This is a genomic window from Lactonifactor longoviformis, assembly GCF_042848515.1.
GTDB lineage: Bacteria > Bacillota > Clostridia > Lachnospirales > Lachnospiraceae > Lactonifactor > Lactonifactor longoviformis.
On sequence record NZ_AP031453.1, the window covers coordinates 48513 to 63235 of the forward strand.

The window sequence follows — 14723 nt, forward strand, 5'->3', positions numbered from 1 at the left end:
TCAAAAGGAAGAGCAGGTTTCAGCTCTTCCTTTTTATAAATGCACAAATATATTAGTTAGTAGTCGATGTAATATCCCGGAACTCTACCGTAACTACAAAGAGGTCTGCGTTGATGTCTATCCGGAAGCTTCCCCGGCATGCCTCCACAAAGCTTTTGGCAATGGAGAGCCCAAGTCCGCTTCCCCCGTCCGAACGGCTCTCATCCCCGCGGACAAACCGTTCCGTGTAATCGATCCGATCCGGAAGCTCGTACCGGGAGATATTCTTCACACTGACCGCGGCCAGTATGCCGTCTGTTTCCAGAGTGATAAAGATTCTGGAGTGTTCCATGGAATACTGGAGAGCATTCTGAAGCAGATTTTGGAATACACGGTAAAGTCTCTGCCCGTCTGCTTTAATCAATACAGGTTCCTCCGGAATCCTTGTCTTAACAGATAAGGTGCTGCGCTCTATACTTTCAGACATATCGGCAAGGGTCTGCCGGATAAGTTTCCCCAGATCCAGTGTCTCTATGTTTACAGGGAGCTGTCTGGAGGCTGCTTTGCTGATCTCAAATACATCCTGTACCATACTTTTCAGCCTCTGGGATTTGCTTTCCAGGATTTTTACATAATCTTTCACATGTTCCGGAAGATCCGGCTCCTGGTTCATAAGATCCACATAACTGATAATAGAAGTAAGAGGGGTCTTAATGTCATGAGATACATTAGAGACAAGTTCAACCTTCATACGCTCACTTTTTATCTGTTCCTGAACGGCAATGTCAAGCCCGTTGCGGATATCATTCAGGTTTTTGGCTGCCTCTCCCAGATCGGGATCCGTAAGTGCCGGAACCTCTTCCGCAATCTTGCCCTCTTTTATTCTGTCAATCTGCTGTATAAGCGCTTCTATATCCTCCGCTGCGGACCGGTTTCTCCAGATATACCAAAATTGTGCGGCCAGAGTCAGCCCTGCGGCCGTAAGTGCTAAAACGTATAAAAACATGTCTGCACTGTAGAAGCTGCCGCTGTAATACAGCCGGAACCCCAGGAGGAGAAGTAAACTCACAACCATTCCCTCCCCCAGAAATGCAGGCAGATACCGGAAAATAATCTTTTTCTGCACTGGCAAGGCGGCCCCTTTAAAGCGGAACATTCGGAAAATGTAATTCCACAAACTGCGAAGTACACTGGAGGATAAGGGGTTTCTGTTATAGCGGATATCGTTACCCAGAAAGAAAAGGATCCAGACACATACCAATATAACAGTAAGATAGGAAAGCCAGGTCCATATAGATCCGGTAATTCTGAATATGTAATAGTCATATTCATAGACAACGTCGTAGCTGTTTTGCAGACTCCAGTAAAGTTCTCTCAGAACTTCAGTGCCGGCAATTATCAGGAGCAGGAGGGAGCCCAGACAGAGAACAGCTTTTACCTCAACCCATATCTTTTTTGTCTTAGCAGCTATAAACTGATTCACACTTTTTATCTGTTTTCTCCATAGAACAGCCAGGATCAGGGATACGGCAAACAGTGCCGTCAATAGGCCAAAAAACAGGATCAGGCTGCGCAGGCTGTAAAGATCCTGGTTCAGCCGGTAGAGCCGGTTGCTCACCGACTCTTCCCCATAGCTGGAATAATCTGCCTTCATATAAATTCTGGGAGTTTTTGCAGCTGCTATGGTTACCGAAGCCTTTTTCGATTTGCTGTCTGTGGTAAAGTTATGATATCCCGGTACTTTCCAGTCGCTGTTTTCCCTGTAGTAACCATCCCCGTAGACATCAATGGTTTTTCCGTCCTTTTGCAGATAGACTTTTGAACCATCAAAATACAGTAAAAAGTTATAACCCTCGGGCATTTTGCCTGCAGCTCCGTCTAAGGTACCTTCCTCTGCATTGGAGTATAAAGTGTCTCCGTCATAGGAGATGGTATAGAGCATATTTTTATCATCCTTCAGTGCATTGTGAAGCTCCCGTCTCTCCTGTGCAGCGGAAAGCTCACCGGCGGCTTCCTCCCACACCTCTGCTGCTGTCTCCTCAGAAACCGCAATGTCTGAGGAGACAGCAGCAGTTCCCATGGATGCTCCGGTGCTGCCTCCGGCTGCCATCATGATAAAGTCCTCCAGGCGGTAACTGATATACTGCCGAAATGCCTTGGTATCCTGATAATCTCCCCGGAATGCGTCAGCAGGACTTATAGCTATGCTCTGCATTGCAGCCAAGAGGCCGGAGCCCGTAAGAAGCACCGCCATCAGCAGACATAATGCCGCAACAAAGGACGCATAGCTTGTAACCGATTTACATTTTTTCCATTTTATATCCAATTCCCCACACCACCTTTAAATATTCTGGCTCTTTCGGATTCAGTTCAATTTTCTCCCGGATACGGCGGATATGAACCATTACAGTATTCTCAGGGGCAAAGGATTCTTCCTCCCATACTCTCTGGTATATCTCCTCTGCGGGAAAGATTCGTCCCGGATTGCGCATCAGCAGATCTATAATTTTAGTCTCAGTAGCAGTCAGCCGTACCGGATCCCCGTCAGCATACAGAACTCTTTCCTCTGCGTTATACAGAAGGCGCCCATTTTCATAGCGATTGGAAATCTGAGAGGCATGTACATCCCCAAGTCTGGTGTAACGCCGCAGATGACTCTTTACTCTGGCTGTAAGTTCTTGGGGATTATACGGCTTTGTCACATAGTCATCTGCTCCCATGGAGAGTCCGAGCACTTTGTCTGTCTCTTCACTTTTTGCACTCAGTACTATAATCGGCAGATTACGCCTTTCCCGGATCCTCAAAATCGCTGACAGGCCGTCCAGTTTAGGCATCATCACGTCTATGAGAATAATCTGTACGGGATATTCTGCAATTTTTTCCAGGGCTTCCAGCCCGTCGTAGGCCTTAATTACCTGAAAGCCTTCTTTTTCCAAAAGAATGGATATAGCCTTTACAATTTCTCTGTCATCGTCAACCACGAGTACGCATTCCCTCATGTTCTCTCCTCCTTTGAGCCTACGTTTAGTTTATGGCATAGGCCTTACGAATTTATGAATAAATATCTTACGGATTTCTTACAGATTCTAATCAGGGTACTGTTCAGACACCCAAGTCTGCGGGATTTGTGCACAGCAATCTAATTATAACATAGAGTTGAAACAATGGTATCACTACTATAAAAAGAATAGCGCCTGTGCTATACTGAGTCAGGCAGCAAATTTACAGCAGGAAGGGAGCGGCAGCACTATGATGAAATCGTACCAGATAACCGAATGGTGCCATGAGATAATAAAAAGCCAGGTGCAAAGAGAAGGTATTTATATAGATGCCACTATGGGAAATGGCTATGATACAGCCTTTTTCTGCGAACTGGCAGGAGAAAAGGGGAAGGTATTTGCTTTTGACATTCAGGAGCTGGCTGTCGAGAGGACTGGGAAGCATCTGGAACAGCGCGGGCTGACATCCAGGGCGCAGCTTATCCTTGACAGCCATGCAAATATGGAGCAGTACATGGGGGGAGAAAAAGCGGACTGCATCTGTTTTAACTTTGGGTATCTTCCCGGTGGAGATCACGCCATGGCCACAAATCCGGATACCAGCCTGATAGCCATACGCGCCGGACTGGACATACTAAAAGAGGGCGGATTGATGAGCCTTTGCATATACAGCGGAGGAGATACAGGCTTTGAGGAGAGGGATGCAATCCTGGAAGAACTGAGGCAGCTGGACAGCCGGAGGTATCTTGTGATAGTGAATTCCTATTATAACCGGGGCAACCATCCGCCTATTCCGGTTTTTATATTTAAAAAATAGAACGGAATATGCCGGAGTATTCTCATCTCAAAGCGTAAGATATACAAGGGGAAGTTTGAATATTTATGTGCATATTTAACAAATCAGTATTCAGTATTGTTATATATGGCCATATAAAATTGATAATTTTATATAATCATTATAAATCTAAAGAAAAGAAATTGACAAAATTGACACCCAGGAATATAATTACAGTATCGAGTGAGAACGTTCTCATAAAAGAGTGGGGGAACACAATATGGATAAAAGAAATGAAAATAAAAGTATTACAATAGATGATGTTGCAAAACTAGCAGGAGTCTCCAGAGCTACTGCCGGCCGTGTGGTAGGAAATTACGGAAGTGTATCTGAGAGTGCAAAAACCAAGGTAAAAAAGGCAATTGAAGAGCTTGGATATTATCCTAATGCTATTGCTCAGGGTCTGAGAAGCAATACCAGTAAAACGATTGCAGTGGTAGTGGAAAGTATTAACAACCATTTATTTAGTGAACTTACCTCCTGGATAGAAAAAGTAGCTTTGAAAAAAGGATACAGTGTAATGGTCTGCAGTACACATGAAAATCCATTATTGGAAATACAGCATTTAAGTAGTTTACATAATAGGAGGGTAGAAGGAATTGTAATTGCAGCTACCAGTACATCAGAAACATCTATAAATAAGAAGAATAAGCATCTTTATGACGGGGATATACCTATGGTTTATGTGGACAGGGAAGTGAAAGGGACATCAAGAAATCTTATTGTAAGTAATAACAGGGATGCTGGTTATAAAGCAGCTCAGTATCTGATAGAACTGGGACATCAAAAAATAGGCGGAATTGCGACAACTAGTTTTGCAACTGTCGCGGAACGTTTTGCCGGTTATCAAAAAGCTATGGAGGATGAGGGGATTGGGTTTCATTCCGATAATTTTATGAAAATTGATTACGAAGCAGAGAATGTAGAAGAGATCCTAGAAAAAGGGATACTGTCAAGGATTCGGGAACTGACAGCTCTTATTGTATTTAATAACTCTCTGCTGGCTCCGCTGCTTCTGGGTCTGAGAAAAAAGGGGCTTTCCATACCGGAGGATATTTCCATAGTAGCTTGGGATGATGAGAATTTGAACCAGCTGATGGAAATTACCACTATGAAACAGCAGGTGGAGAAGCTGGGAACTTATGCAGCGGAGAGATTATTCGAGTTAATAGAAATGCCGGACAGAAGAGGAGATACTTATATTCAGGTTTTGGAAACAGAAATGATAGTAAGGAAATCCTGCAGAGAGATAAAAGAGGAAGGATGAGTAATTATGCAGATTCAATATGCAGGGAACTTAATAGAAATGAAGGGAGGAGAATTTTTTACTAAAAATGAGAACGTTCCCAAAATCTGATTTTTTATATAAAATGGCAAAATTTTACAACTATATAAAAGGCCATTACACCCTGAAAAATTTTAAGTATGTAAGGAGGAAGCAGTAAATGGATTTAATTATGGGAATGAACAGTGGATCTTCATTTGATGGAATTGACGTAATTCTGGCAGAGACAAAAATGGACGGGGACGGATTCCCGGCGGCACCTCGGTTTATAAAGGGCAGTTCTTATGAGTGGCCGTTAGATGTTAAGAAGGTAGTATTAGATGCTTTTGAGAACAAAGTAGATATGGTGGGACTGAATCGACTTAATTATGTTGCGGGGGCAGTTTTCGCGGAGAAGGCAGTTCAATTTTTGAAGGAAAACGGTATTGAATCCAGGGAGATTAAGGTTTTGGGGCTAGATACACAGACCATTTACCAGGAGCAGCCCGATCATAAAGCAATAGCAGCGATGACTGCTGAGGAAAAGGCTGACTGGCCCGGAAGATGGATATCCGGCAAATACCCTGCAGGTTATCAGGTTGGTGATACATCTGTTATTGCAAATCTGACAAATATTGATACGGTGACTCATTTTCGTCAGGCAGATCACACATTTGGAGGCAGCGCGGCCCCCCTTATGCAGTACCTTGATTTTGTTCTGTTCAGAAAAGAAGAGAAACCTAAGATGACACTAAATATAGGAGGAATTGCCAATCTTCACCTTGCCTGCAGTGACAGAAGAAAAATGTATGGGTTTGATGTGGGACCCGGGAATGTAATCTCCGATTATTTTGCAAAGAGACTTTATGGAAAAGAGTACGACAGAAATGGTGCGTTGGCAGCGTCAGGAAGGGTGAATGAAGATATGCTGAATTACTTTATGCATCATCCGTTCTTTGAGAGGCCGGTACCTCGTTCCGGATGGAGAATGGATTACAGTCCTGAGTACTTGAACAGTACCATAGAAAAATTCAGCCATGTGGCCAGAGAAGATATGATGGCTACCGCCTGTGCATTTACCGGTGAGGCTGTGGCAAAATCTATGGAGGACAATATTCCCCGGGAAGTAATAGAGCAGGTTGATCAGCTGTATGCAAGCGGCGGGGGTGTAAAAAATCCGGCGATCCTTCAGGAAATCCAGAAAAGAATTCCACAGAATATTAAACTGGTTTCTTCCTCAGAGATAGGAATTCCACCGGAATTCAAAGAGGCAATTAAATTTGCTACTCTTGCTTACTCTACAATTCATTGTGTTCCGGGTAACATTCCGGCTGCAGGACATGCCTCCCAGTATGCCATTCTGGGGAATATAGGCCTGGCACCCAGGAACATCAAAGGAGGCGCAGAATTCTAGTGCAGCGATGAGGAAAGGAGTTGTCACAAGTGAAACAAGAAGTAGTTTTGCAGATGGAGGGTATCGACAAATCCTTCGGTAATGTAAAGGTTTTAAATAATGTTTCCTTTGAACTTAAAAGGGGTACTCTGCATGCTTTGATGGGGGAAAATGGGGCCGGAAAATCAACTATGATGAAAATTCTGAATGGAATCTATAAAAAAGATGCCGGCCGAATTCTTCTGAAAGGGGAAGAGGTAAATATATCTAATCCTAAGGCGGCGCAGGATCTGGGAATATCCATGATTCATCAGGAACTCACATCTCTGCCTGATCTCAGCGTGGCAGCCAATATTTTTTTGGGAAGAGAATATCTGAAAGGGCCGGGAGGAATGTTTGTGGATGAAAAAGAGATGTACCGCCAGGCCGGAATTGCTCTAGAGGGTATCAAAGCCCCTATTGATCCAAGGGCAAACATCAGGTTTTTAAGTGTCGCACAGGCACAGCTTGTTGAAATAGCAAAGGCTATTTCTTGTAAAGCGGATATCATAGTTATGGATGAACCTACCTCTGCCATTACCTCCAGTGAGGTAGAGAACCTGTTCGAAACAATTGAAACATTAAAAAGGCAGGGAAAAGCAATTATATACATCTCTCACAAAATGGACGAAATTTTTCGCATTGCAGATGAGATTACAGTTTTGAGAGACGGCGAGAAAATAGATACCCGTCCCGCTTCTGAGATGAATCATGAGGTGCTGGTGTCTATGATGGTCGGCAGGGAGCTGAATCAACAGTTTTACAAAAGTAAAGTATCTATTGGAGAAGTCGTATTTCAAGTGAAAAATTTTAGCAGGGGGGGGAAGTTCAAAGATATCAGCTTTGACTTGAAAAAGGGAGAGATTCTGGGAATAGCGGGTCTGATGGGGGCTGGAAGGACTGAAGTAGCAGAGGCAGTATTTGGTATCCATCCTCCTGACAGCGGAGAAATAGTTTTAAATGGCCGCAATTATCTTTTTAAAACGCCTAAAGAGGCAATTAGACGGGGACTGGCGTTTGTAACCGAGGACCGTAAGCTGACAGGCCTAAATCTTGTAGCCGATATAAAAGAGAATATAACAATTGCAAATCTAAAAAAATATTGTAAGGCAGGGCAGTTTATTAAAAAGGCTAAGGAGAAAGAGATTGCAGAAGACTACATTAAAAAGCTTTCTATTAAGACACCTTCCTGCACAAAAATGACAGGACAGCTCAGCGGGGGCAACCAGCAGAAAGTAGTACTTGCAAGATGGCTTTCCTGTAATCCGCGGATTATGATACTGGATGAACCTACCAGGGGGATCGATGTAGCAGCAAAATCGGAGATATACAGGCTTATGAGTGAATATGTAGCAGAGGGCAATTCTATTATAATGATTTCCTCTGAACTTCCTGAAATTTTGGGAATGTGCGACAGGGTGCTGGTGATGCACGAAGGTGAAATCACAGGGACTTTCCTTCGGGAGGAAGTGACGCAGGAGGGCATTATGGCTTGCGCCGCAGGCATTCGAAGAAAGGAAATATCTATAGAGCATACGGAAAGGAGACAGCATGAAACAGAATCATACGGTAATGAAATATATAAAGATATTTAAAATATATCTGGTGTTTCTGGCACTTTTTGTCATCATGACATTTGCATCCCCGGCCTTTTTTACAAAGATGAATATCCTTAATCTGTTAAGACAGCTATCTATCAACGGAATAATTGCCACAGGAATGACGTTTGTTATTATTACAGGAGGAATTGATCTGTCAGTTGGATCGATTCTGGCATTATCTTCTATAGTGGCCTGTGACTTTATTCATCCAAATACATATCCGATAATTGTACCTATACTCATTGCACTGACAATCGGTGCAGTGTGCGGCGGAATCAATGGGGTAATTATTGCAAAAGGAAAGGTTCCGGCCTTCATTGTAACTATGGGTATGATGACAATATGCAGAGGAATGACACTTATGTATAACAATGGAAAGGCCATTACAAATTTTGATGCAAGCTTTAAGGTGATTGGTGGGGGAACCCTGCTTTCTATTCCTATACCAATATATATCCTGGTTTTTACTATGCTTGCAGGAGGTGTTTTGCTGGGAAAGATGAGACTGGGAAGATATGTATATGCAGTTGGAGGAAATGAAGCTTCCGCGAAAATATCCGGAATTAATGTAGATCGGATTATTATCTGCGTATATGTGATTGCAGGTATCTTATCTGCCCTGGCTGGAATTGTGCTATCTTCCAGAGTAATTACCGCTACGGCTACAGCAGGGGATGGCTATGAACTGGATGCGATTGCTGCTGTTGTAATCGGAGGCACGAGCCTGAGCGGAGGTGTTGGCAGTGTCGCGGGTACTTTGGCTGGTGTTCTAATTATTGGTGTTCTCAATAATGGGTTGGATCTGCTGAATGTTCCATCTTATTACCAGCAGGTTATTCAGGGTGTGATTATTATTGGTTCTGTTTTTGTAGACCAGTATTTTAAATCTAAAAAGCAAAATTAAACCATAAACAATATTTTAATTTTAGGAGGTTCTTATGAAGAAGCAGAAATTATTTGCAATGGTATGTGTAGCTGTATTGGCATTTTCTACAGTAGGATGCGGTGACAGCGATTCCCCGGATAAGGAAAAAAATGAACAGGCAGCAGAAAGCAGTTCCGGACAAACAGAGGAAAAGGCTGACGGAGAAATTACTATTGCCTGGTCCTGTGCGGATCTGAGTAATCAGTTTCAGGTTACACTGACCGATTCTATCAAGGAAGCTGTATCGGATTTGGGAGCAAAATATCTGGAAGGCGATGGAGCTAATGATGCATCTAAACAAGTATCACAGGTAGAGAATTTTATTACACAGGGGGCAGATCTTATCATGATATCCCCGGCGGACAGTGACGCCTGTGCACCTGCGGTGACAGCAGCCAATGAGGCGGGAATTCCTATTATGATTGTAAACTGTAAGATAGCAAATCAGGAAAATGCAACCTGCTATGTAGGTTCTGATGATACCCAGGCGGGAGAAATGGAGATGGAATATATTGCAGAGCAAATAGGCGGAAAGGGAAATATCGTTGTGCTTCAGGGGTTGGATGGAAGAGATGCAACTGTAAAGCGTACGGAAGGTATAAATTCAGTGTTGGAAAACTATCCGGATATAAAGATTCTGGCGATGCAGCCTGCTGACTGGAGTGTGGAATTGGGCATGAGTACGGTTGAAAACTGGCTTCAGACTATGGAATTCGATGCGGTAGTATCTCAGAATGATGAGATGGCACTGGGTGCTGTACAGGCTTTAAAAGCCAATGGAAAAGAAAATATTCTTGTAATCGGGGTGGATGGCATTGAAGATGGCCTTAAGGCTGTTAAAACAGGGGATATGATAGCGACTGTGCTGCAGGATGCACCATCTATTGCTAAAAAAGCAGGGGAAGTAGCGGAGAAAATTTTAGCTGGAGAAACGGTAGAACCCGAATATATAGTTCCCTTCCAGGTAATTGATAAAAATAATATTGACGAATACTATACAGAATAAAAGGAGGACTGGAAATGAAAGCACTAGTTGTAGAAAAACCGGGAGTACTTCAGGTACAGGATGTATCTGAGCCCTCCATGGGAGATTATGAAGCGCGCTGCCAAATGCTCTATGGAGCTACCTGTACAGGAACAGACTTGGCGGTTATCGACGGTACCTTTGCATGGGGGAATGTATATCCTTCCATTATCGGTCACGAAAGTATCGGACGGGTGATAGAGGTGGGAAAAAAAGTACGTAATTTTAAAGTAGGGGATTTGGTTGCCAGGGTATACACCAGAGAGACAGAAGGAATGGGTTTAAGCTGGGGAGGAATGTGCGAATATGGCCTGGCTTTGGATCATCAGGCCATGCAGCTGGACGGTTTAGATAAAAGTGAATGGGAGTATTACAGGGTAAATCAGGTCATTCCTGAGGGTATTATCGATCCAATGGACGCTACTATGATAATTACCTGGAGAGAAAATCTGAGTTGGGTAAACAGAATGGGAGTAAAGGAAGGCGACCGGGTTTTAGTTATAGGCTCAGGGGCTAACGGCATTTCTATCGGAGCAATGTGTGCTATCAAGGGAGCTCATGTGATTATGCTTGGCAGTGCATCCAGAAAAGGTAGCGCACTTGGGGCGGGAATGCAGGAATATATAGATTACAGGTCTCAAAAGGACGTGGAAACCCTGATAGAGACTCATAAGGGCCAGACTGACTATATCATTGATGCAACAGGTAAAAAGGAAGCACTTACACCCTATATGACTTGTCTGAAAACAGGAGGCACTGTGGCAGTGTACGGCATGGATGACTATTACAGCTACAGCTTTAATCCCATCCTCGGACCTGTATCATTTCGTTTCTACAACGCCGTTTATGATGAAGCGGAAACTCATCAGGAGGTAATAGAGCTTATCAGATCCGGCAGACTGGATGCCTCTAACTGGCTGGATAAAAATCATATATTTACATGGGAAAATGCCCCTGAGGCGTATGAATATGTAAGAAGCAAAAAGGCAATCAAGTCGGTTATCCGACTATATCAGACAGAGGAGGAGAAAGGACAATGGAGAAAGTAGTTTTAGGCAGAACTGGAATGGAAGTAACGAAGATGTCCCTTGGCGGTTTATTTATGTCAGATTTAGTAGGGGATTTTGAACTATCTAAAAAGGCAACTTTGTTTGCCCTTGCGTCAGGCATTAATTATATTGATACAGCGCCCAGTTATTTTAACAGTGAAACGGTACTTGGAAATATTTTAAAGGATTGGCATGGAGATAAACCGTTTATATCTACCAAAATTGGGATGCCTGCCCCCTTTGATCCTAAATCAAAAAAAGATATCATAGAATCGGTAGAAATAAGTATTGAAAAGTTACATACAGATCACATTGACTTGTTATTTGTTCACGAGCCGGAGAGAAATCTGTATCTGGATTGGTGGGAGGATCCCCTGACTTGTACAGGTCCTGTCATAGATGCCATGGATGAGATGAAGAAAAGCGGTATGATTAAATATACAGGCGTTGGGGGGACTGCTGCGCATGAACTTGCTATGGTATGTGATACAGGAAAATTTGATGTGGTTTTAACGGCATTTAACTATAGTCTATTATGGAGAGAGGCACAGTATGAGATCCTCCCGGCTGCAAAAAAGCACAATATGGGTGTTGTCTGCGGTTCGCCTCTGCAGCAGGGGGCACTGGCTGTGAGAAGAGATGATATAATTGAAAATGGAGCACCCTGGATAAGCCTTCCCAGAAGAAATCAATTTAAAGAGTTATATAAACTCTTGGATGATACGGGGATGGATATCATCGAAATGAGCATGCGATTTGTAATTTCTAATCCAATTGTGAGCTGTGTCCTGACCGGTTCCAGATCAGAAGAGGAATTTATCAGCAATTACAAATCTGTAGAAAAAGGACCATTGCCAAAGGATATTCTGGAGCGGTTAGATGAGATTTATAATATGGTACCATTCAGGCCGAGTTTGGAACCATATATCCTTCCTTGGGGGAACGAGAGAAGGGATTTAGGGGAACTTGTTTAATTAGTTGTAGGAAAGACTGCTGCTGAACGGATGATGCTGTTTGGCAGTTTATTCAAAACATTGAGCCACCAAGAGTGCTAAACAAGCAGAGGAAAAGTGTACCACTCACGACCATCCCCGCCCGTTTTTCGTGAATGTGAAGTGAGTCTCTGCCAGGCCCCAAGACCTCCTCTCTTGACCGTCCGTTTGCTATGCTCCTCCCCCGCCTGTATAACCTCAAACTACATACACAAAACTATCATTTAAGACAAACATTCTCTCATATAGTATGTAAGAACACATCTTTGGATATGATATGAAAGAAAATATCAAGCTTATCATAAGTTTACTGCTGATCCTTCTTCTCCTCCCCTTATTAATTACCGCTCTCATCTCGGGGAGAGAGGCATGTCCTATAATAAAAGAAGTGGAGGTGGAAGACTACCTCCCGGCTATTGTGGCCATGGAAATTCCATGGAACTATTCGAAAGAGGCGCTCAAAGCGCAAGCCATAGTATCCCGCAGCAACCTCTATACACAATTAGAGGAAGGTGCTGTTTCCGGAGAAGTAAAACATGCGGTGGATCAGTTAAAAGAAAATAAAATGAATGATGATTTCCTGGAACGTTTTCAAAACTACCAGGAGGCGGTACAGGAGACAGAAGGGCAGGTTCTCTGTAATCAGGGGAAGCTTACGGATATTCCCTATTGCAGATTGAGCGGGGGAAAGACCAGGGACGGAAAAGAGGTTCTGGGTGATTCTTATGCGTATGTGCCTTCTGTAGATACCGGCAATGACATTGACAGTGAGGATTATTTAAAAGGTTTTTATTTTACTTCTGAAGAAATAGAAGAAAAGCTGAAAACGAAATACCCGGGATTTGCATGGGGGGAATCGGAAGAGGAACCTGTAAAAATCATAAAAACAGACAGTACGGATTATGTCCTGGAGATTCAGGTGGGAAACCAGGAATTCCAGGGTGAGGAGCTGAGAGATGCTCTGGGTCTGACATCCTCCTGCTTTACGGTGCAGGATCTGGGGGAAAAGATTCGGTTTCTGTGCAAGGGCATCGGCCATGGAATGGGAATGAGTCAGTATACCGCAGATCAGATGGGAAAAGAGGGAAAGAATTATAAGGAAATTATTACATATTTTTTCCCGGATTTGGAAATTCAGGATGTAAAAACAGTTATTGGTCAGAATTAAGAAAATAATGAATACTTTCACATATTCTGGAAACCCTATAGTTACAACAATTGACTATAAGTTGAGGTGAAGAATATGATGAACAGTAAAAAAATGATTCGTATTGTTGTTAGCAGTGTACTGTTGGTAGCTATTGTTGCCACCTGTGTGGGTGTTTATAAGACAGGGAGTACCAATACGAAGAAGGAACAGAGTTTAGCGGAAGAAACAAAAGACACAGACGGAGAAGAACTGGCGGCAAATGACAGCCAGGATATGCAGGAAGAGGAAAGCCAGGAATCCGGTACAGAGAATGTAGAAGGAACAAAAGAAGTAGAGGACCAGCCGGACCAGAATACACCGGAGGCTGAGGATGCGCAGGCAGACCAGAATACACAGGAGAATCCGGATGCACAGGACAATGCAGCAAATGAAAGTGCAGCCACAGAAAATGTAGAGGCAGAAGCTCCGGAAATTAATTTTTCTGAGTCTTCTCTTATGGAGTGGCCGTTAAATGGGGATGTATTATTGGATTACAGCATGGACAAAACTGTCTATTTCCCAACATTAAACGAGTATAAATACAATCCTGCAATTGTTATTTCATCAGACGTAAATGCACCGGTTCTGGCAGCAGCCAACGGCCAGGTATTGTCTATTACAACCAATGAAGAGACAGGTACTACCCTTACCATGGATATGGGAAATGGTTACCAGGCTGTCTATGGACAGTTAAAGGAAGTTCCGTATGAAGAGGGGGATACCGTGGCAAGCGGTTCCGTTATCGGATACATCAGTGAACCAACTAAATACTACAGCGTAGAAGGAAGCAATCTTTACTTCGAGATGACAAAAGACGGAACACCAATTGATCCTGTAATGTATTTGCCTTAGGATTTGCACAGGATTGGATAAATAGAGTATAATATACTATGTGAGCAATCATATACCAATATTAGCAGCCGGTTTTTCACAGCTTTACTATTTATTGTTTGTTTTTTGGGTAGAGTACCTTTTTCTCCTCCGGTTGCTTTATATAAATCTGATAGATTTTGCAGACAGTTTGTTTGCAAAATCTTACATATACATAGTATAGGAGCAGTACCATGAATTATACGTATATTCTTAGGTGTGAAGACGGAACCCTCTACACGGGATGGACAAACAATCTGGAAAAAAGAGTGGCGGATCACAATGCGGGAAAAGGTGCAAAATATACCAGGACCAGGCGTCCGGTAGAACTTGTTTATGTGGAAGAATTCTCCACAAAAGAAGAGGCAATGAGCAGGGAATATGCCATAAAACGGCTGAAGCGGACGGACAAGCTGAAATTGCTGCATGCAAAAAATGCATAAGAAAACACACTTATTCCGTAAAATATCCAACAAAGTTCATAAAAACAATATAAAAAATAAAAGAGCGAAAAATATCCAACAAAGTGGATAAAAAACATCATTTAATCACCCTCCATACAAC

General features: G+C 43.0%; 14 protein-coding genes. 11 read left to right on the plus strand and 3 right to left on the minus strand.

Going from position 1 to position 14723, the window contains the following annotated elements; translation table 11 throughout:
• Nucleotides 1–52 precede the first annotated feature (52 nt).
• Nucleotides 53–2305 (minus strand): sensor histidine kinase, encoded by a 2253-nt coding sequence (locus ACGHCT_RS00245; RefSeq protein ID WP_390437541.1) that lies wholly within the window; start codon nucleotides 2303–2305, stop codon nucleotides 53–55.
• Nucleotides 2280–2978: a response regulator transcription factor gene (locus tag ACGHCT_RS00250; RefSeq protein ID WP_072853212.1), complete on the minus strand. Its 699-nt coding sequence runs from the start codon at nucleotides 2976–2978 to the stop codon at nucleotides 2280–2282. Before ACGHCT_RS00250 ends, ACGHCT_RS00245 begins: the two co-directional genes overlap by 26 nt.
• A 250-nt stretch (nucleotides 2979–3228) precedes the next feature.
• On the opposite strand from ACGHCT_RS00250, the gene ACGHCT_RS00255 reads away from it, so the two are divergent.
• The 5 genes from ACGHCT_RS00255 (at nucleotide 3229) to ACGHCT_RS00275 (ending at nucleotide 9014) form a co-directional block, all read left to right on the plus strand.
• On the plus strand, nucleotides 3229–3795 hold the full coding sequence (locus ACGHCT_RS00255; protein ID WP_390437543.1) for a class I SAM-dependent methyltransferase: 567 nt from the start codon (nucleotides 3229–3231) through the stop codon (nucleotides 3793–3795).
• 238 nt (nucleotides 3796–4033) lie between these two features.
• Entirely contained in the window at nucleotides 4034–5080 is a 1047-nt protein-coding gene (locus tag ACGHCT_RS00260) for a LacI family DNA-binding transcriptional regulator (RefSeq protein ID WP_390437544.1), read from the plus strand.
• A gap of 178 nt (nucleotides 5081–5258) precedes the next feature.
• Nucleotides 5259–6491 carry an anhydro-N-acetylmuramic acid kinase gene (locus tag ACGHCT_RS00265; protein ID WP_390437545.1) on the plus strand — a complete coding sequence of 411 codons (1233 nt, stop codon included), beginning with the start codon at nucleotides 5259–5261 and terminating at the stop codon, nucleotides 6489–6491.
• A 29-nt stretch (nucleotides 6492–6520) separates the two neighbouring features.
• Nucleotides 6521–8104 carry a sugar ABC transporter ATP-binding protein gene (locus ACGHCT_RS00270; protein WP_390437547.1) on the plus strand — a complete coding sequence of 528 codons (1584 nt, stop codon included), beginning with the start codon at nucleotides 6521–6523 and terminating at the stop codon, nucleotides 8102–8104.
• Nucleotides 8061–9014 carry an ABC transporter permease gene (locus ACGHCT_RS00275; protein ID WP_072853220.1) on the plus strand — a complete coding sequence of 318 codons (954 nt, stop codon included), beginning with the start codon at nucleotides 8061–8063 and terminating at the stop codon, nucleotides 9012–9014. The genes ACGHCT_RS00270 and ACGHCT_RS00275 overlap by 44 nt, the downstream gene beginning before the upstream one ends.
• Nucleotides 9015–9063: 49 nt before the next feature.
• On the opposite strand, the gene ACGHCT_RS00280 is transcribed toward ACGHCT_RS00275, so the two are convergent.
• The gene (locus tag ACGHCT_RS00280) at nucleotides 9064–9324 is read right to left on the minus strand and encodes an LITAF-like zinc ribbon domain-containing protein (RefSeq protein WP_390440098.1); all 261 of its coding nucleotides are present in this window, start codon (nucleotides 9322–9324) and stop codon (nucleotides 9064–9066) included.
• On the opposite strand from ACGHCT_RS00280, the gene ACGHCT_RS00285 reads away from it, so the two are divergent.
• The 6 genes from ACGHCT_RS00285 (at nucleotide 9208) to ACGHCT_RS00310 (ending at nucleotide 14602) form a co-directional block, all read left to right on the plus strand.
• The gene (locus ACGHCT_RS00285; protein WP_390440101.1) at nucleotides 9208–10041 is read left to right on the plus strand and encodes a substrate-binding domain-containing protein; all 834 of its coding nucleotides are present in this window, start codon (nucleotides 9208–9210) and stop codon (nucleotides 10039–10041) included. The genes ACGHCT_RS00280 and ACGHCT_RS00285 overlap by 117 nt on opposite strands.
• 14 nt (nucleotides 10042–10055) lie before the next feature.
• A complete protein-coding gene (locus ACGHCT_RS00290) occupies nucleotides 10056–11108 on the plus strand; it encodes a zinc-binding dehydrogenase (protein WP_072853223.1) in 1053 nt (350 codons plus the stop codon).
• Nucleotides 11096–12082 (plus strand): aldo/keto reductase, encoded by a 987-nt coding sequence (locus ACGHCT_RS00295; protein ID WP_072853225.1) that lies wholly within the window; start codon nucleotides 11096–11098, stop codon nucleotides 12080–12082. Before ACGHCT_RS00290 ends, ACGHCT_RS00295 begins: the two co-directional genes overlap by 13 nt.
• Nucleotides 12083–12377: 295 nt before the next feature.
• Nucleotides 12378–13268, plus strand: a complete 891-nt coding sequence (locus ACGHCT_RS00300) for a SpoIID/LytB domain-containing protein (RefSeq protein ID WP_072853227.1) — start codon at nucleotides 12378–12380, stop codon at nucleotides 13266–13268.
• 75 nt (nucleotides 13269–13343) lie between these two features.
• Nucleotides 13344–14141, plus strand: coding sequence for a M23 family metallopeptidase (locus tag ACGHCT_RS00305; protein WP_242975742.1), 798 nt, complete (start codon nucleotides 13344–13346; stop codon nucleotides 14139–14141).
• A 212-nt stretch (nucleotides 14142–14353) separates the two neighbouring features.
• The gene (locus ACGHCT_RS00310) at nucleotides 14354–14602 is read left to right on the plus strand and encodes a GIY-YIG nuclease family protein (RefSeq protein ID WP_072853232.1); all 249 of its coding nucleotides are present in this window, start codon (nucleotides 14354–14356) and stop codon (nucleotides 14600–14602) included.
• The last annotated feature ends 121 nt before the right edge of the window (nucleotides 14603–14723 follow it).

Excerpts from the sequence above, each read along its gene's own strand:
- ACGHCT_RS00310 (WP_072853232.1), top strand. The coding sequence starts at position 14,354 with ATGAATTATACGTATATTCTTAGGTGTGAAGACGGAACCCTCTACACG.
- ACGHCT_RS00250 (WP_072853212.1), bottom strand. The coding sequence starts at position 2,978 with ATGAGGGAATGCGTACTCGTGGTTGACGATGACAGAGAAATTGTAAAG.
- ACGHCT_RS00305 (WP_242975742.1), top strand. The coding sequence starts at position 13,344 with ATGATGAACAGTAAAAAAATGATTCGTATTGTTGTTAGCAGTGTACTG.
- ACGHCT_RS00300 (WP_072853227.1), top strand. The coding sequence starts at position 12,378 with ATGAAAGAAAATATCAAGCTTATCATAAGTTTACTGCTGATCCTTCTT.
- ACGHCT_RS00275 (WP_072853220.1), top strand. The coding sequence starts at position 8,061 with ATGAAACAGAATCATACGGTAATGAAATATATAAAGATATTTAAAATA.
- ACGHCT_RS00290 (WP_072853223.1), top strand. The coding sequence starts at position 10,056 with ATGAAAGCACTAGTTGTAGAAAAACCGGGAGTACTTCAGGTACAGGAT.
- ACGHCT_RS00260 (WP_390437544.1), top strand. The coding sequence starts at position 4,034 with ATGGATAAAAGAAATGAAAATAAAAGTATTACAATAGATGATGTTGCA.
- ACGHCT_RS00295 (WP_072853225.1), top strand. The coding sequence starts at position 11,096 with ATGGAGAAAGTAGTTTTAGGCAGAACTGGAATGGAAGTAACGAAGATG.
- ACGHCT_RS00255 (WP_390437543.1), top strand. The coding sequence starts at position 3,229 with ATGATGAAATCGTACCAGATAACCGAATGGTGCCATGAGATAATAAAA.
- ACGHCT_RS00265 (WP_390437545.1), top strand. The coding sequence starts at position 5,259 with ATGGATTTAATTATGGGAATGAACAGTGGATCTTCATTTGATGGAATT.